The 24,071-nt window shown below is 56.9% G+C and carries 15 protein-coding genes; 7 read left to right on the top strand and 8 right to left on the bottom strand.

The annotated features are described in order from the left end of the window. Positions 1-142: 142 nt before the first annotated feature. Together EPN93_11040 and EPN93_11035 are read left to right on the top strand one after the other, a co-directional pair. Entirely contained in the window at positions 143-1,357 is a 1,215-nt protein-coding gene (locus tag EPN93_11040) for a hypothetical protein (protein ID TAL35230.1), read from the top strand. 303 nt (positions 1,358-1,660) lie between these two features. Continuing rightward, on the top strand, positions 1,661-2,728 hold the full coding sequence (locus EPN93_11035; GenBank protein ID TAL35229.1) for a 4Fe-4S dicluster domain-containing protein: 1,068 nt from the start codon (positions 1,661-1,663) through the stop codon (positions 2,726-2,728). An 83-nt stretch (positions 2,729-2,811) separates the two neighbouring features. On the opposite strand, the gene EPN93_11030 is transcribed toward EPN93_11035, so the two are convergent. From EPN93_11030 to EPN93_11015, 4 genes are all read right to left on the bottom strand, one after another. Continuing rightward, positions 2,812-4,170 (bottom strand): APC family permease, encoded by a 1,359-nt coding sequence (locus EPN93_11030; protein ID TAL35228.1) that lies wholly within the window; start codon positions 4,168-4,170, stop codon positions 2,812-2,814. A gap of 3 nt (positions 4,171-4,173) precedes the next feature. Further along, entirely contained in the window at positions 4,174-4,548 is a 375-nt protein-coding gene (locus EPN93_11025) for a hypothetical protein (protein TAL35227.1), read from the bottom strand. Between the two features lie 5 nt (positions 4,549-4,553). Next, the gene (locus EPN93_11020) at positions 4,554-5,819 is read right to left on the bottom strand and encodes an aspartate aminotransferase family protein (GenBank protein TAL35226.1); all 1,266 of its coding nucleotides are present in this window, start codon (positions 5,817-5,819) and stop codon (positions 4,554-4,556) included. A 369-nt stretch (positions 5,820-6,188) separates the two neighbouring features. Next, on the bottom strand, positions 6,189-7,844 hold the full coding sequence (locus EPN93_11015) for a hypothetical protein (protein TAL35225.1): 1,656 nt from the start codon (positions 7,842-7,844) through the stop codon (positions 6,189-6,191). A gap of 645 nt (positions 7,845-8,489) precedes the next feature. Between EPN93_11015 and EPN93_11010 the strand changes: the two genes are divergently transcribed. The 5 genes from EPN93_11010 to EPN93_10990 all read left to right on the top strand — a co-directional run bounded on the left by EPN93_11010 (position 8,490) and on the right by EPN93_10990 (position 17,430). Beyond that, positions 8,490-13,274: a PAS domain S-box protein gene (locus tag EPN93_11010; protein ID TAL35224.1), complete on the top strand. Its 4,785-nt coding sequence runs from the start codon at positions 8,490-8,492 to the stop codon at positions 13,272-13,274. Beyond that, on the top strand, positions 13,271-13,696 hold the full coding sequence (locus EPN93_11005) for a response regulator (GenBank protein ID TAL35223.1): 426 nt from the start codon (positions 13,271-13,273) through the stop codon (positions 13,694-13,696). The genes EPN93_11010 and EPN93_11005 overlap by 4 nt, the downstream gene beginning before the upstream one ends. 29 nt (positions 13,697-13,725) lie before the next feature. Next, complete coding sequence (locus EPN93_11000) at positions 13,726-15,243, top strand: response regulator (GenBank protein ID TAL35222.1); 1,518 nt, start codon at positions 13,726-13,728, stop codon at positions 15,241-15,243. A gap of 145 nt (positions 15,244-15,388) precedes the next feature. After that, positions 15,389-16,603, top strand: coding sequence for a hypothetical protein (locus EPN93_10995; GenBank protein ID TAL35221.1), 1,215 nt, complete (start codon positions 15,389-15,391; stop codon positions 16,601-16,603). Positions 16,604-16,782: 179 nt separating this feature from the next. Then, positions 16,783-17,430: a cobalamin-binding protein gene (locus EPN93_10990; protein ID TAL35220.1), complete on the top strand. Its 648-nt coding sequence runs from the start codon at positions 16,783-16,785 to the stop codon at positions 17,428-17,430. A gap of 152 nt (positions 17,431-17,582) precedes the next feature. Here the strand turns inward: EPN93_10990 and EPN93_10985 are convergent, their stop codons facing one another. From EPN93_10985 to EPN93_10970, 4 genes are all read right to left on the bottom strand, one after another. Next, positions 17,583-20,090, bottom strand: coding sequence for a glycogen/starch/alpha-glucan phosphorylase (locus EPN93_10985; protein ID TAL35219.1), 2,508 nt, complete (start codon positions 20,088-20,090; stop codon positions 17,583-17,585). Positions 20,091-20,178: 88 nt separating this feature from the next. Next, positions 20,179-20,544, bottom strand: coding sequence for a peptide chain release factor-like protein (locus EPN93_10980; protein ID TAL35218.1), 366 nt, complete (start codon positions 20,542-20,544; stop codon positions 20,179-20,181). A 219-nt stretch (positions 20,545-20,763) separates the two neighbouring features. After that, positions 20,764-22,398 carry an ATP-binding cassette domain-containing protein gene (locus tag EPN93_10975; GenBank protein TAL35217.1) on the bottom strand — a complete coding sequence of 545 codons (1,635 nt, stop codon included), beginning with the start codon at positions 22,396-22,398 and terminating at the stop codon, positions 20,764-20,766. 187 nt (positions 22,399-22,585) lie between these two features. Then, on the bottom strand, positions 22,586-23,905 hold the full coding sequence (locus EPN93_10970; GenBank protein TAL35216.1) for an FAD-dependent oxidoreductase: 1,320 nt from the start codon (positions 23,903-23,905) through the stop codon (positions 22,586-22,588). Between the last annotated feature and the right edge of the window lie 166 nt (positions 23,906-24,071).

Below are 24,071 nucleotides of genomic sequence, written 5' to 3'. Positions count from 1 at the left end.
GTTGGCAGGCCATGCTCCCGGATACTGTGGAATTTTTCGCTTGAACCCCTGCGAGGTGCAGGCTAGGATGCGATAATCATAAGGGATGACACTTGGTTAGGCCGGGGAAAAAGAAACTTGTGATGTGTAATAGGGGTATGCCATGAGCAGGAACAAACGACGTGTTTCGTGTATCATATCACTCGCTGTCATATTCGCAGCCTCCCTGACGCCCCTTACCGCCGCGCGAAAGACCATCTACCTGAAACCGTTCGCCGTCGTCCAGGGACTGCCGGCAGCAGACCCGGCCGGTTCGCTCATGAAAGACTACATCTCCGAGGAGATCATTGCGGCGGGTCAATTCACAATCACCTCGGATGACGAGGTGCGCCAGGTTATCGCGGCAGAGGAGCTCAAGATGAGCCTTGACGCCTGTTACGACGATGCCTGCATCAAGAAGCTCATGGAAAGCATCAAGACCGATTACATCATCTACGGGAATGTGTCCTTTCTGGACGGCAAGTTCTATATCACGGCCAAGATACTTGATCGTACCAGCGGGAACATCGTGCTCGCGAGGGTCAAGACACTCAAGTTCCGTATGCGGGACAGCATGGGGCGCTGTGCCCAGGCGCTTGGCGCCTTCCTCGTCGATGGCCGTGAAGACAGTATCCGGGAGTTTGAACAATGGATCGCCGAACACGAGACGGACCAGGCGGAACCGGTACGCGTAATCGGGAGGAAAGACAATATCCTGACCAGGGCCTCGCTCTTCCGGCTCGGCTACGGGTTTTCCACGATCGCGGACAAGGAGGTCAGCAACCTCTATGATTCTCCTTTGGCAAACATCGTGCTCGACGGGTTCCTGTGGCGCGAGCGCGACCGGAACGGCAACGGACTCGACGTCTACATGCGCGGAACCATACATATGACGAACTGGAACCATGACAAGCTCGCCGCGTACAAGGACCTGAACCCGAACATTCCGGTGACCGCGACCGCGCCCGACGACGATTCCGCCACGCTTGGTTTTCTGGGAATCGGTCCGGGGGTTCGATACATTTACGGATCGTACTTCAAGGGCATCCAGTGCCAGGGGTATATCCTTGCCGCGTACCAGTTAACCCTCCTTGTATCCGGAAGCCAAATGGATTATAAAGACGGGTCATCAGTCAAAAGCGCGGCTAACGACATCGATAAGACATCGCCGAAAGGTGTGGTCGGCGGGGTCGGCCTTGAAGTAAGCTTTTCTCCCGCTATAGGCGCCTTTGTAGAGCTCGCGTACGGGTATAACCAGGTCAAGGCATGGGGCAAAACGAGAAACCTTGACGGGAGATCGGTGTTTTTCGGGTTGACGCTCAGGTCTTCCTACCTGTAATAGTGCGCCGCATTTTTTGTAAAGACCCGGACGAATTCGGGGTTGGGACCGATGCGCTCACGGGCCGTCCATGCCTGCCGTGTTCCCGCGGAGTGCCTTATAAGAACCCCGTCCCTGTGAATCCGTAACTCCGTGAACGTGTATGCCGGCTTACCCTATCCTGCGGCACATCGCTCCGTTACCTCTCCTCCACTTACAGGAAGGCCGGTAGAAAATGAATCCCGTATAATACCGAACAAACGTTCGTTTTATGCCTTGACATTTCAATCCGGCGGTCGATACTAGCGAAAAAGGAGGAACTCAATGGCGGAGGACATTTTTCGGGAATTGCAGCAACGCCTGGATTTATATTCGCTGGGGTTTCCGGCGACAAAATCGAACATAGAGATTAAAATACTTAAATCCCTGTTCGACGAAAAAGACGCGCGCCTCTTCCTGGAGATGTCGCCGCGCATAGAGGAGCCGGCCGCGGTGGCGGAGCGGACGGGCAGGCCCGCGGACCAGGTCGCGGCGCAGCTCGAGGATATGGCGAAACGGGGGCTCCTGTTCCGGGTACGCAAGGGCGAGTCCGTCAAGTATGGTGCGATACCCTTCATGCACGGACTCATGGAGTTCCAAATCACGCGTTTCAACCGGGAGCTGAGCGAAATGCTCGAGGAATATTTTGCCCAGGGCTTCCATGGCGCGATCGCGGCAACGGATGGACTGTTCCTGCGCACCATCCCGGTGCAGCGATCGATCGTGCCGGAGAACCGCGTTGCCGCCTACGAGGATGCGGTGCAGATTTTAAAGAGCGCCGATACCATCGCGGTCGCCGAGTGCGCCTGCCGCAAGGGCAAGAAGCTCCAGGATACGGGATGCGGGAAGCCCATGGAGACATGCTTCATGTTCGGCTCCATGGCACGCTTTTATGTCGAGAACGGGATGGGACGCGGTATAAGTGCTGACGAGGCGATACGGATTCTGACCACGGCTCAGGAGACAGGCCTTGTGACGCAGCCCGCAACGGCGCAGAATCCCGCCGGTATGTGCTGCTGCTGCGGCGACTGCTGCGGTGTGCTCGGCGCGATAAAGAAGCATCCCCGCCCGGCGGAGATCGTGTTCTCGAATTACCAGGCACGCGTGGACGCGGATGCGTGCACCGGGTGCGAATCATGCCTTGAGCGATGCCAGATGGACGCGATCACGATGAACGCCGGCGGTACGGCGGAGATCGGCCTGGAGCGCTGCATCGGGTGCGGGCTCTGCGTCACTGCGTGCCCGGCGGAAGCGGTTTCACTTGCAGTGAAATCCGGGGATTCCTACAAAATTCCCCCCGCGACGAGCGCGGAGCAGATGATGACCCTGGCGAAAAAACGCGGGGTGATCTGAACCTGGCCGAGCATGGGGTCGGCGTGACGCGCGCAGCGGAACGCCGCCATCATGCTCATTCCACTCTCCGAGGCTGATACTCTTTATTTCTTTTTGAGGCGCGGAATTATAAATACCGTATGCAGCACCATGACGGCGATAATGGATATCAATATGGCGAAGCCGGTCTGTACCTCGATTTTCTGATCCGCAAATACCAGAACAAAAAGCAGCGAGAAAAATATCGCAGAGAATATGGCAGTCAGGGGATACAGGGGAACGCGGAATGGCCGTTCCCGGGATTTCATTTTCCGGCGCAACTTGATGACGCTCAATGCTGCAAGGACGTACATCATTATCTCGGCTCCCGCCACCGCGTAGGTGAACGAGTCGAATCCGCCAAGCATGGTCAGCAGAATCGCGCTGACGAGCGCCACGACGCATAAGGTGATTATTGCCGCGTGCGGAGTGAAATACTCCATGTGAATTTTACTCAGGTATCTGGGCATGGTCTTATCCCGGCTCATTGCGTACAGGAACCGCGACGTGGTGAGGATTCCCGCGTTGAAAGAGGTCATGGACGCGAGAAAGCTCAACAGGCCGGCGCCTATCAGGCCGAGCGTTTCGTACGGGCCGAACACGATCTTGATAAACACGACATGCGGACGGGCGCCGTACAACAAACCGTCCGTCCACGCTTCCCTTCCCGTCAGCACATCCCTGGGAACCGCGCTGACGAGCGCGGCGTTAAGGAGCGCATACACGATGCATAGAATGAGGATGGATCCGATCATTCCCCTCGAGATTACGTCCTGTTGCTTCGTTTCTTCGGAAAGAGCGGTGACCCATTCAAATCCTGCATAGAGGAACACGGAGAGCGCCACCGCCGTGGCGAAACCCTCGCCGCCCCCCTCGCCCGCAAACGGGTTGTACCAGTTTTCAAAGCGTGTGCCGAATTGATACAGGGCGACCAGGCTGACGATCACCAGGAAAAGAAACATTATGATCGCAAGCATGTTCTGGACACCGGAGGCAATCTCGACCCCGAAGTAATTAAGCGCCCCGGCGATTGCGAATCCCAGTATTACGTAGAACCAGATCGAAGGACCTCCGGGAATAAGCGCGACAAAGACGCTCCCGAATACATACGCCTCGGCTCCGGAAGCGGCCACTACGGTGAATATGTACGCCGCGGAAAGCGGGATAGCCATTTTTTCGTTGAATGCCTGCTGTATATAGACCCGTACCCCCGCGGAGGTCGGGAACATCCCCGACAGCTCGCCGAAGCACCAGGAGGCCAGGATGCAGAAGACGGCCGCGGCGATGACCGCGATCCAACCGGTGTTGCCGGGCACGAGGTCGGCGACCTGTACGTCGGCGACGATGGACATCATGGCGAACGCGAATCCCGCGCCCGCTGCCGCGACTGAACGCGCGGTCAATACCCGTTTCAATTCAGCCATGGTTTATTTCTCCGGCCAGATTATCATCGTGATCGCATCGAGCTTGATCACGTCCGCCTGGTGTCCCTTGACCAGGATGTCGCCGCTCAGGTACATGGGCGTGGGATCGAGCTTTCCGTAAAACATGTCGACGAGATCCTTCGCGGTCGGGAACGTCACCGTGAGTTCGGCATTGCCGACATGGCCCGATTCGACCGAAACCGCCATTCCCCCGCTCATCCCGAAGCTGAGCTTGATGTCGGAATCCCTGGTGTCGAAATGGATAAGCGGGTTCCAGCGTTTCAGCAGCTTGCGGACCTTTAGGTTGTCGTTCATCTTGTCCTTGAAGTCATTCGCGGCTTTCAGGCATTCGTTGATGTCGGACATATGCGTCTCCATTATTCTTACGTCATTTTTTTTAACGAGGCGTCGAGCGCGTCAATTACCTGGTCAATTTCCCCGTCGGAAATTATAAAAGGCGGCTGGATTCTTATGGCGGCGGTATTATTCGTCGATAGAAGCGCAAAGATTCCTTCCTCAGCAAGGTAGCGGTTCATGCGGAAACCGCCTGCGGGATCCGCGAGGCGCAACACCGTGTGCATGCCGATCTGCCCGTAGCTTTCCAGGATAGAAGGATGGATTTCCAGCAGGTGTCTGTACCCGCGCGCAAGCCGTTCCCCCTTTTCGTTGATCTCGCGGAGAAATTCGGGCCTGTTGACGATGTCGATCATCGCGGAAGCGACCACACAGCCCAGATCGGACCCCCCGGTGCTGGAATAATGGCAATACGGGTAGGTGAGAAAGAAATCGGCGACATCCTCGGTGAACATGGTCGCGGCCATGGGGTACATCCCCGCGGTAAGTCCCTTTGCGGAAATAATGATATCCGGCACGACGCCGGCGGAATGCTCGATGGCCCAGAACTTCCCGGTCCTGCCGAGACCGGTGACGACCTCGTCGATGATGAGAAGCGTGTCGTGCTCATCGCATAGTTCGCGCACCTTTCCGAAAAAATCGGCGGGCGGAATGAGGAGGCCGGCCTCGGCTATCATCGGCTCGAAAATGACCGCGGCAGTGTCATCGGAAATCTCCTTCCTGAGGGCGTCGATGTCGCCAAAGGGCACGTGGCTGAATCCCGGCATGAGGGGACCAAAGGGTTCGATGTAATCCGGATTGCTGTTCGTGGAGAGCGCGAAGCCCGTGATGCCGTGGTAACACTCGTCGGCCGAGATGATTCCCGATCGTCCCGTGTATCCACGCGCGATCTTTATGGCCAGGTCGACGGCTTCGGATCCCGTGGAACTGAAAAAGGCGCAGTTGACGTTGCCCGGGGTGGTCGCGGCGAGCTTGTCGGCGAGCATGAGCTGTTCCTCGGACATCAGGAAATTGTTTCCCAGGTCAAGGCGTTCCAGTCCTTTCCGCATCGCTTCCACGATTGCGGGGTGGCGCCGTCCCAGGTTGAAGACACCCTGCAGCGCCAGCGCGTCGAGAATCGTCCTGCCGTCGATATCTACCGACACGCAGCCCTCGCGCGTTGTCTCGAAAACATCAAGTCCCAGGTGACCCATCGTTCTCACGCGCATGGCCCCGAAGCGATGCGCATAACGGTCGAGAAGGTCTTTCTTCTTGTCGGAAGGTTTCAGTTCCATGGCGTCTCCTTTGACCCGCATTCCGAAGACCGTAAAATTGTTAAATTGTGGAACGAAAACCTACTACCGGGATGCGCGGGAAAGTACGGCATGCTGCACGCATCTACCTTCTCCACGGTGCCTTTATGCCAGGCCTTGAAACGGTTTTTTTATCAAACATAGTATATAACAATAATAAATTAGTGTCAACGGAATTTTCATGGAGTCGAAGCTCCCCGCCGGGCCACCGGTTGTAATGACAAGGATACGGGGTACGCATTTCAATCGGGATGTGCGCGCGATCGCACATAGCCGGTGCTCACTATCGATAATAATTGCAGCCTGAAACGAATGAAAAAGGCCGGGCATCTCAGCCCGGCCGTAAATCGCACAAAAAAACATGACTGGGGTTTAATTGATGTTTTTCGCCATCTCCTTGCGCTCGCGGTTCAGGTTTCTCAATAACTTTATCTTTTTGAGCAGTCCCGCGCCCTCGCGCACGGCGGCAAGCATCGCTTTTTCCCCGTCCGTGGAGTACTTTGCAAGGTCTATGCCCAGGCCGAGCGGGTAAGGAACCTCTTTCGCGATGGCGCCGAATTTCGCGACAAGCGACGCCCACGTGTTGTTCCTGCACTCCTTCGGTATCGCGTACGAGGCGTCCACAAGGTTCATCTTACGCGCCGCCTTGAGGAGATCCTTCTGGTACGCCGAATCCGCGAGCTCGATCATCGCGGACGCGCGCTCGTGAATGGTGCCGAAGCGCACCTGACGCCACCCGTATTCGGTGACCACGCAGTCCATCTTGTTGCGGGGAACCGAAATGACGTTCTTGAGGAAGGGCACTATGCTGCTCGCAACGGGCTTTCCGCTTTCAGTGCGGTTCACCGCGCGCAGGCACAGTATCGACTTGCCGCCCTCGCTTTTCATCGCGGATTCCTGGAACTCGAACTGCCCCCCGATCCCGGTGTACTGGACGTACTGGTCTTTCTTGAAAAAGCCTTCCGAGGCAGCCTGGCTGAAGAGGTCGGCCTGGAGGGTGCTGTTCACCGCATGGAAATTGGGTATCCGCTGGATGAATTCCTTGTTGTTGGTTTCGTGCACCGAGGTCATGCGCACATCGGGGTTCTCGCTCGCGAACTTGTAGAGCTCCTCGTTCCCGACAATGAACGCGCCCGTAAGGAGCACGTTGTGTTCATCCTTTCGATTTATTACGCCCTTCTTGATCATGTACAGGAAGGACGGTGAAAGCAGCTCGGACCAGCCGTTGATGCCGGTGCGGCCTTTTTTCGCCATCCAGAAACCGATCGCATCGGCCATTTGCCCGATTCCTATCTGGAGGGTCGCGCCGTCCGGGATTATCTCCGATACGTAGTTGCCGATGGCGTGTTCGACCACGGTAAGCGCCTGGTGCGGCATTACATAGAGGGGCTCGTCGCTTTTCACGACGAAATCGATGAGTTCGTCCGGTATGTCGGCGCTCCCATATACGTACGGAACGTTCTTGTTATCGAGCAGCATGACCACGCCGTTGTTTTTTTTCACGTCGCGCATCGCATGTATCATCACGTCGGAATTAGTGCCGCAGTTGTACTTCCCGTCGCGGCACGATACCTTCATTACTATGCAGTTGCAGCTCTTCTGGCGGAAGCGCTCGTTCGTATCACGAAAGTTCACGGCGGTGAACACATGCTGCTGCTGCGGAATACGGAGGAGGTACCCGGGAAAATGATAAAGGCTGGTGAAGGTGAGGTAATCGGGAAGGGGCTTCCCCTGGGACGACGCCTCACGGCATTCGTCGATAAACCTGAACGTCGTGTAGTCCTTGTAAATTCTCTCGAATATGGGATTGAGCACCTTTGCCCTCACTCCTCCCGGCAGCATGGGCTTTTCAAGGGTAAGTCCCGAGAATACGGTAAGGTCGACCTCGCCGCGCCTGGCGCATTCGCCCAACTCGTTCAGATACTCGTTGCCCGCCCCGATCGCAATAGGCGACAGGACGAACACCTTCTTCCCAAGCTTTGCAATGGCCTGCTGAACGGCATCCCTGACGGATTCGCACTGCTTCATTAGACAATTCCTCCTTTTTCGAAAACAGTAACATGTTGTATTACATATTACAAGAAAATTATTTGACTTGGCGCGAGACTGCCGTCTCGCGCCCGCGGGGAACCACTGCGGGGGGCTCTTAAGGGGCTTCGCCCCTTATACCCCGTGAGAAAGTGAGTTATGCAACAAGTCGATTTTTGCATACAGGCCGCGGTGAGTCCGGGAGCCCGGGCGGGGGGCGTATCGATCCCCATGCCATTTCTCCGGTTTTTACCCATGAATAATCCCCCGTGAAGGGATTTCTCCTCCCCGGCTTCGGAATCAGCGAATCAACGGCAGTAGTCGAACGCGCGCCACAATAACCGGCGATAGGCTTGACGTAATGGTTCCCAATTGTTAATTTAAACGTATGAAGTTGAATCTCCTGTCGATTCCTTCTCGTTGAAAGACGGGGATTGCGGCGGAAGGAACTCACTATTTAGAATTTCAATAACTTATTTACCGGATGCGTGGCTAAAATCATATAGGGGTGAATTCGCGGTATTCAGGGTTCTTTGCCGGAATTCATGACCGCTGGAACGCGATTATTCGTACTCGCATTCGCGGCGAGCCGGAGTTACCGGGACAGGCTTTTCGGGGCCCGGTTATTCCCGTCTGGAGTTGACGATGGTAATTGGAAGCAGTTTGGTGTCCCGATATTTTATCGCGATAGCGGCCGTCGCCGCGGGCGTATTTTTGCGCCTGCTCATTACGGATCAATTCGGGCCCGGATTGCCTACCTATGTAACCTTTTATCCCGCGATTATATTTACCGCCCTCCTGGCCGGTTATGGCCCGGGATTCATCGCGACTATCGCCTTCGCACTGATCGCGGACCTGTGGCTTCTCGCGCCGATAGGCCGGTTGAGTCCGGGAAATATAATCGAGGCCATCGGCCTGGGATTTTTCATTTTGATGGGCGTTCTTATCACCCTCTTTATGGGCCGATACCGGGGAATCCGAGGAAAGCTTGAAATCCTGGTCAAGGAGAGGACACGGGAGTTCAATGCGGCGAATGAACAGCTCAGGGCGGAAATAAGGGAACGTATATTAGCCGAGGACGCGCTGCGGGGGAGCAAGGATTTCGCCCGGAGGCGCCTGGACGAGATCGAACAGCTGTATCGGACCACCCCCGTGGGCCTTTGTGTCCTCGATGTCGATTTGCGCTATGTGAAGATAAACGAGCGGCTGGCGCAGATGAACGGGCATACCGTGGAGGAGCACCTGGGTGTACGCATGCGCGATCTCATACCGGAAATCGCCGATCTGGTCGAGCCCATGCTCCTTAACGTGCTTAAGACCGGTCAGGGCATCCTGGATCAGGAGCTGACCGCGGAGTCTGCTCCAGGGATGCGGGGATACTTCACGGTGAGCTACCTGCCCCTGTTCGATAATGCGGGCAGGGTCACGGGCATAAACGCCGTCATAGAAGATATTACCGACCGTAAGCGCGCGGAAAATGCCGTTCGTGAAAGCGAGGAGCGCCTCAGGTTTCACACGGAAAATTCTCCCATGGCGGTCGTCGAATGGAACACCGAATTCGTTGTAACGCGCTGGGCGGGAGAGGCGGAACGAATGTTCGGGTGGAGTGCGGCGGAAACCGTCGGGAAACCCCTGGCCGGCCTTAATATGGTCTACGAAGAAGATATTCCAATCGTCGAGAATGTCATGGCCAGGCTTGCGGGCGGCGGGATGCCCCATGTCGTTTCCACCAACCGCAATTACACAAAATCAGGAAACATTATTCATTGCACCTGGTACAATTCGATCCTGAAAGACACGCAGGGACGGATGAAATCGGTGTTGTCGCAGGTACTCGATATCACCGGGAGTGTCGCAGCCGAACAATTAATAAAGCAGAATGCCCGTGAACTGCAGCTTATCCTGGATTCCGTTCCGGCGATTGTCTATTACAAGGATTTGAATAACAGGTTTATCCGTATCAACAAGGAGTTCGAGAAAATCATGGGGCGCGAGAAGAGCGAGCTTGAAGGGCGCTCGCTATCCGAACTCTACCCCGCGGAACAGGCCGAAGCCTTCCGGCGGGACGACCTGGAAGTAGCCGAATCGAAAAGACCGAAAACGGGTATCCTGGAGCCGATGGAAACGATCCAGGGAACCCGGTGGGTCCAGACGCACAAGGTCCCCTTTTTCGACGAGAAGGGGGAGGTCGCCGGAATAATCGGATTCGCGGTGGACATATCGGAGCGCCTGCGGATCGAGGGGGAGATACGCCGGAAAGAGGCGGATTTAATGGAAGCGCAGCGCATCGCCCACCTCGGGAGCTGGTACTGGGACGCGGCGACCGACGTCACGGTGGGATCCGATGAACTCCTCCGCATTTACGGTTTCGATCCGGCGACGCAGAAAATGCCGGATTTCAAGGATCAAAAGGGCCTCTGTTACCCAGAAGAAGAATGGGAAAAGGTGAACAGTGCCGTTGAACAGACGGTGCAAACGGGAATCGGGTATGAACTGGACGTTCAGGCGTTCCGCAATGGCGCCCCTATATGGGTCACTACGCGAAGTGAAAGGATTTGCGACGCAGCGGGCGCCGTGATCGGGCTGCGCGGTACGGTGCAGGATATCACCGAACGCAAAAAGGCAGAGCAGGCGCTTCGCGACAGCGAGTACTTCTACCACGAGACGCTCGAATCCATCCCCGGCATGGTGTTCACGACCAGGCCGGACGGTTACTGCGATTTCCAGAGCCAGCAATGGGTTGATTTTACCGGCGTGCCTATGATCGAGCACCTGGGGAACGGGTGGAACAAGCTGCTCCATCCGGGCGACAGGCCCAGGGCATTCGCGGCCTGGCGTGCCGCCGTGGAAGAGAAAGCACCGTATGATCTTGAATACCGGGTGAGACATTTCGACGGAACGTATGAATGGTTCAAGGTGCGGGGCAATCCCATTCGTGACGCGTCGGGAAAAATCATGCGCTGGTTTGGGGTCGCCGTGAGTATCGAGGGCATAAAGAAGGCGCAGGACGCCCTTTCGGCGTCGCGCGTCGAGGCACTCAGGGAGAAGAATCGGCTCGAGGCGGTCATGGAGGCGTTGTCGGTGGGCGTCGCAATACTCGATGAGAAAGGCGAGAACATTCAATCCAACCTCGAATTCGAAAAAATATGGGGATCCACGATACCGCGCACGACGGGAATAAACGATTATGATTTCCACAAGGCGTGGTGGCTGGATTCAGGCGAAAAGGTACTCGCCGATGAATGGGCGTCGGCACGCGCGGTAAAAAACGGCGAGACCGTAATAGGACAGGCGATGCGGATAGAGCGTTTCGACGGTTCGAAAGCGTACATACAGAATAGCGCGGCGCCCATCCTGGATTCGCAGCTTCGAATAGACGGATGCGCCGTCAGCCTCATGGATATTACCGCGTACATCGAGGCGCAGGAACGCCTGCGCCAGAGCACGGCGCGGTTCGAGACACTGGCCATGACCGCGGCCGAGCTCCTGAGGAATCCGGAACCGCAGAAGCTGGTCGAGAGGCTCTGCACCAGGATAATGAGAATGCTGGACTGCCAGGTATTTTTCAACTTCCTGTCGGTATTTGAAACGGGCAAGCTTTACCTGAACGCGTGTGCCGGCATTCCCGAAGAGGAGGTGCGGCGTATCCGGTGGTTGGATTACGGAGTCGCCGTATGCGGCTGCGTGGCGCGGGATGGAAGTCGTATCGTCGCCGAGCAGATACAGTGCACTACGGACCCAAGGACCGAGCTGGTGAAATCGTACGGGGTAAGGGCATACGCGTGTCACCCGCTCATGGGAGAAGAGGGCAAGGTGATCGGTACGCTTTCGTTCGGTTCCAGGACCCGCGATACATTCAGCGATGACGACCTTTCGCTTATGAAAGCGGTCACCGACCAGGTCGCCACCGCAATGGTCCGATTGAACAACGAGGAGGAATTGCGCGCGAGGGAATTGCAGGCGCGCAAGCAATCCGCGGAGCTCGAGACGGTATTCTCCGCCCAGACCGATGCGATCCTGGTGTACGGTCCCGATGCGACCGTGATCCGGTCCAACGCCGCCGCCCGCGCGATGCTTGGTTTCGATCCGCTCGGAAAAAAGCTGGAACACACCCCGGATGCGGCGGGAACCGGAGCAGGGGCGGAACTGGGCGCGACGTTCCGCGCGCTCAAGGGAGAGACCGTCACGAACGGAATCTCCGAATTTATCGATCCCGCGGGATTGCCGCGCACGCTCCTGTCTTCGTCGTCGCCGATGCGCGATAGCGAGGGTACGATCCTGGGGGCGGTCACCGTTTCACGCGACATCACGGAACGCAGGCGCGCTGAACAGGCGTTGCGGGAAAGCGAAAGCCGCCTGCGGCATGCGGAATCGATCGCGCACCTGGGGCACTGGAGCCTGGACCTGGAAACCAACGAGTACTCATGGTCGGACGAGATGTACCGGATATTCGGGGTCAACAGGGCGGATTTCATTCCGCGCCGCGAGTCGCTCGGGGTTCTCATCCATCCGGACGACATCGCGCTCTTCGAGGGAGCTATAGGCGGGGCGTGCATGGAGGGCACCTGCGAATTCGAATTGCGCGGGCTAAGGAGCGACGGAAGCGTGCGCTACCTGAGCGGCGGCGGGGAGGCGCTGCGCAGCGAACAGGGCAGGCCTGTAAACGTGTTCGGTACAATACTCGACGTAACCGACCTGCGCAGGACGGAAAGGGATCTTTACGAAAAAAATGCGGAGTTGGAACGGTTTACCTACTCCATCTCCCATGATCTGAAAAGCCCGCTGGTTACCATCAAGACGTTCCTGGAATACCTGAAAAAGGACCTGTACCGGTCCGATTCCGAAAAAATAGAGAAAGACATCTTGTATATGAACAACGCCGCCGAACGGATGGGCCGCCTGCTCGGGGAGATACTGGAAATGTCGCGGGTGGGCAGGGTCGGCAATCCGCCCGTGCGGGTTTCCTTCAGGGAGACCGTTTCCGAGGCCCTTGGCCTGGTGGCGGGGCAGGTTACAAAACGAGGCGTGGAAATACAGGTGGAGGATTCGCCGGCGGTATTTTTCGGGGACCGGGCCCGCCTGGTGGAGATCTGGCAGAACCTGGTGGAAAACGCGGTCAAGTTCCTGGGTGACCGCGAGGATCCGCGCATCGAGATAGGGGTGGAGGGCGACGGCAGGGACGCGGTCTTTTTCGTGCGGGATAACGGTACCGGCATAGATCCGCGTTTTCATGAAAAGATTTTCGGGCTGTTCGAAAAGCTCGATCCTAAGACGGAGGGTACGGGGCTGGGCCTCGCCCTGGTTAAAAAAATAGTGGAGACGCTGGACGGCAGGATCGTGGTGGAATCCGCGGGGCCGGGCGAGGGCGCGTGTTTCAGGTTTACCCTGCCCGAGGCAATGGCCGGGATCGAGATAGGAGAGAGATCATGAATTCCGAATCGCTGGTGATACTGCTTGTCGAGGATGACCCCGCGCATGCCGAAATCGTGCTTCGGAATTTCGAGGATCTCCATCTCGCGAATCGCGTGATAGTCGTTGAAAACGGCCAGGACGCGCTGGATTACCTGTTCCGGCGGGAAAAATTCGCGGATACCACGGCATATCCCATGCCCGGCCTTGTGCTGCTCGACCTGCGGCTGCCGAAGGTGGACGGCCTCGAGGTTCTTCGCATCATCAAGTCGGACGAGATCGTGGGACGTATTCCCGTCGTCATCCTCACGACCTCGATCGACGAGTTCGATAAGCTGCGCGCCTCGCAATTCGACGCGAACAGCTACCTGGTCAAGCCGATAAATTTTTCCCAGATCATTCAACTCATGGAATCCCTGGGCTTTTACTGGCTCATGGAATAGGGATCCCTTATTTAAAGCATGGAGGCGTGATGAACTCACTTCCTGGAAAAATAATCATCGTGGACGACGAGCCGGTTCACATGGAGGCGATCGAACGGGCGATCAACGAGGCGTTGCCGGGATGTGAAATCGGCAAGGCGGGCTCGCTCGCCGAATATCGGAGGCTCCTCGAGCGCTTTACGCCCGATATCGCGCTCATCGACCTTAACCTGCCCGACGGCAAGGCGATCGAGGCGCTCGAATCGCCGATCGAGGACGCGCGCTTTCCCGTACTCATCATGACCAGCTTCGGAAGCGAAAAATGGGCGGTCGAGGCGATCAAGACCGGGGCGCTCGATTACATGGTAAAATCCCACGAGACCTTTCTCGATATGCCCAGGACGCTCGAACGATCCATGCGGGAATGGAGCCTCATTCAGGACAGGAAGCAGGCCCGAGAAGCCTTGCGTCAGAGCGAAGAGGTTTTCAGGCAGATCGCGGTTAATTCCAGGGACGTCTACTGGCTCATGGTGCCCGGGAGCCGCGCGCTCATCTACGTGAACCCCGCGTACGAGCAGGTCTATAACAGGAGCATTGAGTCCCTTAAAGAGCATCCCCTCTCCTGGCTCGAGGTGGTTCATCCGGCGGATGTCGCGCGCGTGCGCGAAAGTTTTACGACCGGTTCGGGTGAGGGCTTAAACCTGGAATTTCGCGTCCTGCAGCCGGAGGAAGGCGTCCGCTGGCTTTGGGCCAGGACATTTCCCATCACCGATGATACGGGAGCGGTACGGCGGATACTGGGCGTCGCAAGCGATATCACCGACCGCAAGGAGATTGAGGAACAGCAGCTTGTGATACAGAAGCTTGAATCGATAGGCGTTCTCGCGGGCGGCATCGCGCATGATTTCAACAACCTGCTCACCATGATCGTGGGGAATATCTGCCTCGCCATGATGAACATGGATCAGTCGGACAGCGCGTACGAGAGGCTCAAGAAAGCCGAAGGCGCCTGCGAAACGGCGAAGGACCTGGCGTACAGGCTCCTGACGTTTTCCAAGGGCGGCGATCCCGTGACGAAGGTTGTCAGCCCGGGCGGCGTATTACGGGAGGCAGTGGATTTCTTTCTCGCAGGGTCGCCCATCCAGGGGGAGTACCGGATCGATGAGGACCTCTTTCCCGTCGAGATGGATGAAAACCAGATGCGGCAGGTGTTCTATAACCTGACCATAAATGCCAAGGAGGCCATGCCCTCGGGGGGCACGCTGCGGGTTGCGGCGAAAAATAAGCGGCTGAAGGGCGCCAGGAAAACCGACCTGAAGCCGGGCGATTATGTTAACATTTCATTTATCGATGAAGGGATAGGCATACGCGCGGCCGATCTCAATAAAATATTCGATCCCTATTTCACCTCGACCGGGCTGAGCACCAAGAAGGGAAAGGGGTTGGGACTGGCGATCTGTCATTCCATCGTTCAAAAACACGGGGGAAGCATTCACGCGGAATCCGTAGAAGGCGAGGGTGCGACCTTCGAGATATACCTGCCTGCATACAAGGAACCCGAGGAGTAATCTCCCGCGCCCGGATATCTCAGATCCAGGCGTTTCAGGACGCGTTCCCCGGATATTGTTAGAATCGTGGAGCGCCGGGCTGAATTTGCTTGCAACAACAGCCGTGCTGTGCCATATTCCACCCCGGGTCCGGCGGCATCCCCGAATGCCGCGATATACAGCGGATCAGGACCCGGGAGGAACGATGAAAAACATGGGTCCTGTGGAACGCGTACTGCGCACCTTCGAAGGGAAGCCCGTGGACAGGGTTCCCGTGTTCTGCGCGATGATGGAAAGCAGAACCGCGAACGAGGTGCTGGGCAAGCCGCTCATATCCTCCGCGGCGAGCATCAAGTTCCCGGTCACGAGGTACCTGCTGGACGGCCTGGGCCCCCGCGTGACCAGCTTCTTCACCCGCCCCATACTCGCGAACGTACTCCACCGGCGCAACCTCGCCCAGATCGGGATGGGTTTCGACGCCGTGTGGGCCTACTACGACGACACCTGGTTTTTCCTCGATGCGAAGACCATCGCGCTCACCACGGGTTCACTGTTCAACGTGATTGCGGACGGTTTCGGGAACATGACCTACATGTACCGCGGCCCGGGGATCACGACGCCGGGGGAATTCGACGCGTGGCCGTACTGGCCCGACGCGGACGCCGTCGCGCAACGGGTGTACGATTATTACCGGCGCCTCTACGCGCGCACCGGGGACAGGGTATGCATATTCGGCTGCGGGTTCTTTGGCGGGCTCCAGGAATCGATGAACTGGACGTTCGGGATCGACAAGGCCCCGCTCTGGATCAGGCGGCATCCCGATTACGTGAACCGCTTCCTCGACATCCTCGAGGAGGTCACCACGAAGACGCATACGGCGATTCTCGACGCCGGCGCGAAGGTGATCGTGCAGATGGACGATTTCGCCTTCAAGACGGGCCCCTTCATGAGCCCCCGGATGGTGGAAGAAATTTTCGGGCCCCGGTACCGGAGGATCATAGGCAACGTTCACGGGCGGGGGGCGAAGTTCGTCCTGCACTCGTGCGGCGACAACACGAGGCTCTTCGACGTGTTCCTCGACTGGGGCGTGGACGGTTTCCACGCGTACGAGCCGACCTCTAACGTGAATATCGTCCATGAGAAAAAGGTCCACGGGGAGCGCGCGACCATTATCGGCGGCGTGGGCATAGACTACCTGCTCACCGAGCGCTCGCGTGACGAGGAGATCGTCGAAAAGGTGAAGGAGCTCGTCCGCGATCTCGCGCCCGGCGGCAGGTTCATCCTGGGCCCGGCGCACAGCGAGGACAGCCTTCCCGCGCATAAGCTCAGGGTGATGCTGGACGCGGCGCGCGAATTCGGGGTGTACCCGGCGCACGGCTGATTGCGCCAACGGCCATGAAACAGAGTCGAACCATCGTCATGGTGAGTCCCTCGACAGGCTTCGGGAAACCATGCCTGTCGGCAAAAAAGGTCGCCCTTCGACTCCGCTCAGGGTGACCACATGTGATTTACCGCGCGTGACGGCATAAAAATAATTCATTCGGGGAGGAAAGAGCGATCATGAACCAGTACCTGGCCGATGTACATGACGCGGTCGCGAAGGTCATCGACGATAATTTTTTGGGTCTGATACACAGGTGCCTGGAGCAGGGCGTGTCGCCCCTCGAGATAATCCAGGAAGGGCTGGGCCGGGGCCTCGATGCCGTGGGCGCGAAATTCGAGGAGGGTGAATATTTTCTCGCCGACCTCATCATCGCCGGAGACATGGTAACCAGGGCCACCGGGATGCTCAGCGAAAGGCTCTCGCCGGGCGAACACGGCGTGAAGGGCAAGGTGATCCTCGCGACGGTGAAGGGTGACGTTCACGATATAGGGAAAAAGGTCGTCGGGATCATGCTGGCGGCGTCCGGGTACGAGATCATCGACCTGGGGGCGGACGTTCCTGCCGCGAAGATCGTAGGCGCGATCCGCGAAACGGGCGCGAGGATGGTGGGACTTTCGGTGCTTCTTACTACCATGGTATACGGCATCCGGGAGGTGGTCGCAGGTCTTACGCAGGCCGGAATGCGTGACGGGGTGAAGATCGCCATTGGCGGGGCGTGCTGCTCGCCGCATCTCGCGGAGGAAATGGGCGTGGATGCCTTTGGCGAATCGGCGATCGCGGCGGTGCGCATATTCGACGGGTTCTGCGCGTCCGCGGCCGGATAGAATACGTACTGTCATGGTGAGTCCCTCGACAGGCCTGCGCTGAGCGAGCGCGTCGTTCCGGGCGCGCGAAGGGACATGAAGCGAGAGGCGTGGCGCGCGGTCGCACCCCCATGCACGATGCGCCTTTCAACGGGCGCCGGAGTATCGGCCCCCTATTTCTTTTTCCTGCCCAGTTCCACCTTCACCGGTTTCACGCCCCAGATGTCGCGCGCGTATTCCCGGATCGTGCGGTCCGTCGAAAACTTGCCCATGCGCGCCACGTTGAGGACCGACATGCGCGCCCACGCATCGCGGTCTCCGAAGGCGGCGGAGACCCTGTCCTGGCATTTCACGTACGACTCGTAGTCGGCAAAGAGCAGGTAGTGGTCGTGCGCGAAAAGCGAATCGGTGACCACCCTGAAAAGGTCCGGCTCGCCCGGTGAGAAATAACCGCCCGCGATCATTTCGACCGCCTCGCGGAGCTCGGGCTGCCGGTCATACCATTCGCGCGGATTGTATCCCCCGGCGTAGAGCGCGTTCACCTCGCCGGTCTTGAGTCCGAAAATGAAGATGTTATCCGCGCCCACCTCCTGGGCGATCTCGACGTTCGCGCCGTCAAGGGTACCGATGGTGAGCGCGCCGTTGAGCGCGAACTTCATATTGCCCGTTCCCGAGGCCTCGGTTCCCGCCGTGGAAATCTGCTCGGAGAGGTCCGCCGCCGGCATTATTATTTCCGCGAGGGTCACCGAGTAGTTGGGAATGAAGGCGACGCGCAGGAGGTCCCGCGCCGCGTGATCGTTGTTCACCGTCTTCGCGATCGAGTTTATGAGCTTGATGATCATCTTCGCCATGTGGTAGCCGGGAGCCGATTTCCCCGCGAATATGACCGTGCGCGGCGCGATGCCCGCCGTGCGCCCGCTCCTGATCCGGTTGTAGAGCGTGACAACGTGGAGCACGTTAAGGAGCTGGCGCTTGTACTCGTGCATGCGCTTCACCTGGCAGTCGAACATGGAGGCGGGGTCCACGACGACATTGCACTGCTCCTCGATGTGCGCGGCGAAGCGCTCCTTGTTGCGACGCTTGACGTCCGCCCACTGCGCGAGAAACGAGGAATCGGCCGCCAGCGGCTCGAGTCTTTTCAATTCATCGAGGTCCTTCGCCCAGCCTTCGCCCAGGCGCCCGGTGATGAGCGCCGAGAGCCCGGGATTGCAGAGCATGAGCCAGCGGCGCTGGGTTATGCCGTTGGTCTTGTTGTTGAACCGCTCCGGCATGAGCTCGTGAAAATCGCGGAAGAGCGAGGCCTTGAGGATATCGCTGTGGAGGGCGGCGACGCCGTTCACCGAGTGGCTTCCCACGATGGAGAGATAGGCCATGCGCACCCTGCGCTCGGGGCCCTCCTCGATGATGGACATGCGTCCCTTGCGGTCGTCCTCCCCGGGGAAATGCGCGCGCACGCGGTCGAGGAATCGCCTGTTGATCTCGTAGATGATCTGGAGATGGCGCGGGAGCACGCGCTCCAGCAGGGCGACGGGCCATTTTTCGAGGGCCTCGGGCAGCACCGTATGGTTCGTGTAGCCGAACGTCCGGATGACGATCTCCCACGCCTCGTCCCATTCGAGCCGTTCCACGTCCATGAGAAGCCGCATGAGCTCGGGGATGGCGATGGCCGGGTGGGTGTCGTTAAGCTGTATGGCGACCCTTTCCGGGAACAGCGCGAAATTCGCGTGTGTCTTCTTATACCGGCGGATGATATCCTGGAGGGTTGCCGAGACGAAGAAATATTCCTGCTTGAGCCTGAGCTCCTTGCCCTCGAAGATATTGTCGTTCGGATAGAGCACCTTGGAGATGGTTTCCGATTGCGCCTTCTCGGAAACCGCGCGCTCGTAGTCGCCGTCGTTGAAATAGCCCAGGTCGAACTCCCGCGTGGATTTCGCCGACCAGAGCCTGAGGTTGTTCACCGTATTGTTGCGGTACCCGGGGATGGGCGTGTCGTAGGCCATCGCGAGGATGACCTCGGTGTCCACCCAGTCGGCCCTGAAGCGCCCGTCGTCGTCGCGGTACTGGTGCACGCTGCCGTAAAGCTTCACTGGGTACAGGAACTCGGCGCGGGGGAATTCCCACGGGTTGCCGTAGCGCAGCCAGTTGTCGGGCGTCTCCACCTGGTAGCCGTTGATGATTTTCTGGAAAAAGATACCGTAGTCGTAGCGGATGCCGTAGCCCACCGCGGGCATTTCGAGCGTGGCGAGCGAATCCATGAAGCACGCGGCAAGCCTTCCCAGTCCCCCGTTTCCGAGCCCCGCGTCCCATTCATGGTCACCCAGTTCGTCCAGGGAATAACCAAGTTCTTCGGCCGTGGTGCGCATCGCATCCATGAGTCCGAGGCTAATGAGGCTGTTGCCGAGCGCGCGTCCCATGAGAAACTCCAGGGAGAGGTAGTAGACCCGCTTCGCGTCGGTGTTGTAGTAAGTCTGCTGGGTCTCGATCCACCGCTCTATGAGGCGGTCGCGCACCACGAGGGCGAGACTGTGAAAACGGTCCCTCTCGGTCGCCGAGTATTCGTCCTTGCCCCGGGAAAATTCAAGGTGGTTGATGAAGGACATTTTAAGCGAATCGACGTCGGTGCCCTGGAGGGGATTGGTGGTAGTGGTAAACGATTCGGTGCTCTTTTTCCTGGACGGCATACGCGCCTCCTTTGCTCGCCCCGAGGCTATACCGGTCCGGTGAAAAAATCAATTAATAATCACGCCGGCCCCGTTGCCGCTGCCGGGCTTAATCGGCCCCCTCGTCGTTCGTCACCCTTTTACGGACGGTTTTTTTGACGCCCTTCCGCGTCTTCGAATCAAGGCGTTCCTTTACGGCGCCACGGGGGACCTTCGTGGGTTTGCGGGGGGGCGGCGTGTAGTTTAACGCCTCGAGCTTTTCGGAAAGGCGCATGAGCGCATCCTCGCGGTTCTTCGCCTGCGAGCGGTGTTCGGTGCCCAGCGCGATAAGGCCTGAGGGCAGGTGGTGCAGGCGGACGCAGTTATAATGCCGGTTGCGGTTCTGGCCGCCCTTTCCAGTTCCGCTGTAGTAATCGACGGCGCACTCGGCAAGGAGGGCGGCGGCGTCGGGGGTTGGTTGTTTGGTCCTGGGCATGTGGTTTGTCCGTCGTACATAGAGACGCGCCGCTGGCACGTCTCTATGTATAGCTGGCACGTCTCTACAATATAGCGTAACCGGCGGGGAAACTATTGTGTCAAGCCGTATTCCAGGGAGGCAATCGCCGGGAGAAAAAGTGTGATGCGATACTTTTTGCGGCAGGGAGCATATCCTGTTTGATTTGCCGCGGCAACTCTCCGGGATGGTGACGCGTCCTTACAGGTTGAGCCGCTCGTGCCCGTGGTAAAGCTCGTCCCTGAGCCGCTTGATCTCCGCGCTCTCGATGTATTCGTCGAAACCCATCACGCGATCGATAACGCCCGACGGCGTGATCTCGACTATCCGTGTCGCGATGGAATCGATAAACTGGTGGTCATGCGAAGAAAAGAGCACTACCTCGGGGTAGGCGATAAGCCCGTTGTTGAGAGAGGTGATGGACTCGAGATCGAGGTGGTTCGTAGGCTCGTCCAGTACGAGCGCGTTCGCCCCGGAGAGCATGATCTTCGAAAGCATGCATCGGACCTTCTCTCCCCCGGAAAGCACGCGTACCGGTTTAAGCGATTCGTCGCCCGAGAAGAGCATCCTTCCCAGGAAGCCCCTCACGTAGGTTTCGTCCTTTTCCGCGGAATACTGGCGCAGCCAGTCCAGGAGCCGGAGGTCGCTGTCGAAGTAGGTGTCGTTTTCCTTGGGGAAATAGGCGGTCGTGATCGTTTCGCCCCACTTGAATCCCCCCCTGTCCGGTTTCATTTCTCCCATAAGTATCTGGAAAAGCACCGTTTTGACAAGATTGTTCTGGCCCACAAAGGCGATCTTGTCGTGCCGGTTGACCAGGAGGCTGAAATCGTTCAGGACGGGGATACCGTCCACCGATTTGCCCAGGTTCTCAATCGAAAGGATCATCTTGCCGCATTCCCGCTCGGGCTTGAACGCGACGTAGGGAAAGCGCCTGGATGTCGTTGGGATCTCCTCGATGGTGAGCTTTTCGACGAGCTTCTTGCGGGAGGTGGCCTGGCGGGCTTTCGACGCATTGGAGCTGAAGCGCTCGATGAAGGACTGGAGCTCCCTGATCTTGTCTTCTTTCTTCTTGTTCTCTTCTTTCTTTTGTTTCAACGCGAGTTGGCTCGCCTGTGCCCAGAAGTCGTAGTTGCCCGCGTAGACCCTTATCTGCCCAAAATCGATGTCGGCGATGTGGGTGCAGGTCTTGTTGATGAAGTGCCGGTCGTGCGAAACCACGATGACGGTATTGGAGAAGTTGTAGAGAAAATTTTCGAGCCAGGTGATCGATTCTAGGTCGAGGTTGTTCGTGGGCTCGTCCAGGAGCAAAATGTCGGGATTGCCGAAAAGCGCCTGGGCCAGGAGCACGCGCACCTTCTGGCCGCCCTCGAGTTCTCTCATCTTTTTCGTAAGCACGTCCCCCTCGATCCCCAGTCCGGCCAGGAGCGAGGCGGCGTCGGCCTCGGCCTCGTAGCCGTTCATCTCGTCCAGGAGTTCCTCGAGCTCCGCGGCCCGATGCCCGTCCTCATCCGAGAAATTTTCGCGCGCGTACACCTCGTCGCGCTCTTTGAGCACGTCGTACAGGGCGCGGTGTCCCATAATCGCGGTATCCAGCACCGTGAACTCGTCGTAGGCGAACTGGTCCTGCTGGAGGATTGATATGCGTTCTCCCGGGTTTCGCGAAATGACCCCGGAGCTCGACTCGATCTCCCCGGAGAGCACCTTTAGAAACGTGGATTTTCCGGATCCGTTGGCGCCGATAAGCCCGTAGCAGTTTCCGGGCGCGAACCGTATATTGACATTCTTGAAAAGCACCCTCTTTCCGAACGAGAGGCTCACTTCGCTTGCATTTAACATTATCTTATGCCTTTAACTTGAAGTAAAGGGTCATTAACAATAAGGGGCATATTATGTCAATCACGATCGGGGGAAGGGGGCCGCAGGGCCTGAATTCAATTTTAAATAGTCAGTTTTAGTAGGAACTGGGAGTAAGGCCCCCACGTGATCGGAGATCGACTCGGGGCGAATCATTGTAACCATATGATTAAAAATATTTATTTATGATGTATCCGGAATAGGAGATAGAATTCTCAACTAGTTCGAAGTTGAATAATCCGCCGGTATAATAAGTCCGATTGCGTCCCTGGAGCCGTTCCAGTCGCCCATGAAATCCGTCTCGTACATCCTCCGAATCGAAATGGAAAAAGTATTTCCATTCGGAGATATTAAGCACCTCTCGTATGGTAATGCCGATTGAACGCGCGAATTCCAGAATGTTGTGCTCGATGGAATCTGAGGCGACAGGAGATAATGCATAGCTGTACACAATGGCGATATCGCTATTTTCGACAGGCTTCGATATCATATAGGGAACGACGTTCTGTGGGATCCCGATATTCCCATTCTGGACGAGATTGAATAGAAAGCCGTCAAGGTCTCCCTCTATTCTGCATGACGTTGTGTAATAATGGCCGCATCGCACCCTTGAAAATATTGTTGTTTCCTCATCGGTGAGGTCCAGCAGCCCTTTGAAATTCCCCTCGGGAGGAATGCTAAGGATTAAACTATCTGCCTTAATCGACAGTGCTTTTCCTGTTAAAGTATCAATGTAATTGACTCTTATCCCCTCGTTTGTCCGGGAAATGCTCTGTATGCAGGCATTTAAACGAACATCGGGTAATGTCCCGGCCATCTTGTGCAAGAGTTCCTGAAAGCCTTCATCGATAAGTTTTGGCCATCGCGGCCTGATATTTAAAAGACGGCATATGGCGAAATGAAACAGTAAGGGGAAATTTGCGAGGTTCATGTATTTTAGCACATAGATAGCGGGGATTTCCTGAAGGTCGCCATAGCCGAAGCATGTTACGATCGGAAGAAAAAGATTGAGAATACTTTTCATGCCTCGTTCTTCTAGCCATGGAGAAAAAGGTGTCGCAAGCTCGCGTGGGATGTTCTCGAAACCAACCTTTCTTAGGATATGATGGTATTTAAGAAGATAATAAAAGTACTTTACCATGGATGCCGTTACGTCGAGAATTTTCTCACTTGCGATAAGCGTTTCCAGGGGATGATGCATGCCTGTGGTGCCGTCAATAAGCGCCGGAGAAACAGGAGAAGTCACAAGCCTGAGGCCGAAATCGCTGATCAAATGAAAAACATTCTTGTCGCGCGGACCAATTGATACTGCTCCGAGGCTATAATTGATATTTCCGTAATACTTTGTTAAGCACTTACCCCCGACGCAGTCATTCTTTTCAAGTACAGTTATCCTTGAATAGCCTTTTTGTTTCAGAAAATATGCTGCGCTTAAACCGGCGGGTCCGGCGCCAACAATGCAAACGCTCATTTTATCGATCGAGTCCATACTTGTGTTTTTCAATGAGATATCGAGAAAGTTGGAAAATGAGTAGATTAATAGTAATGTGCAGATATAAATGTACTTGCTTACAAATCAACCAAAAAATTTTCCATAAAGGCCTTGGTGAATCCGGACTGTATGATGAAATTGACTTTTCAATATATTCGGATAC

This window comes from Spirochaetota bacterium (genome assembly GCA_004297825.1).
GTDB lineage: Bacteria > Spirochaetota > UBA4802 > UBA4802 > UBA5368 > FW300-bin19.
Note: the sequence above shows the minus strand (reverse complement) of the source record. Positions and strands in the feature narration are given on the sequence as shown.